Source organism: Vibrio sp. 10N.222.49.C9 (assembly GCF_041474985.1).
Lineage (GTDB): Bacteria > Pseudomonadota > Gammaproteobacteria > Enterobacterales > Vibrionaceae > Vibrio > Vibrio crassostreae_C.
This window is the reverse complement of record NZ_JBFRVD010000963.1, coordinates 1-385: the sequence shown is the minus strand read 5'-3', so window position 1 is coordinate 385 and position 385 is coordinate 1. Positions and strand designations below refer to the sequence as shown.

The following is a 385-nucleotide window of genomic DNA, read 5'->3' as shown; positions in this document are numbered from 1 at the left end:
CCAAAGCATCTTTCTCGTAGAGGTGAACTGGTCATTGTGGCGAATAGCTTCTTAAAATACCCTCCGATTATCGAAAAAGCCTTTGGTAATTGCGAAACGACAAGTAAAACCAATAAGTTCGCGATCTACCACGCAACGAAATAAAACTGTGTGAGGCAACACGCTTTTTTAAGCCTTTGCTTGCCTCACTGTATTTGGCGGGTACATTTCAGCAATGATGATCTCTTTATCAGACCCTAGTACCCTATGTCAAAAAATCACACTCGCCCAAAATTTAAACGTCTGCAAAGCACCCTTATGGGCGCCTTTATGCTGGTCAGCCTTATTCCTATGCTGCTGGTTGCTTTCTTCTTTCTTCGTTCCCACACTCAAGACCTCCAAGAGC

1 protein-coding gene is annotated in these 385 nt (G+C 43.6%); it reads left to right on the top strand.

Annotation, left to right across the window (positions count from 1 at the left end):
* The coding region (locus tag AB4585_RS26425; RefSeq protein WP_372171719.1) for a methyltransferase at window positions 1–144 on the top strand (144 nt) is incomplete at its 5' end.
* Window positions 145–385 lie beyond the last annotated feature (241 nt).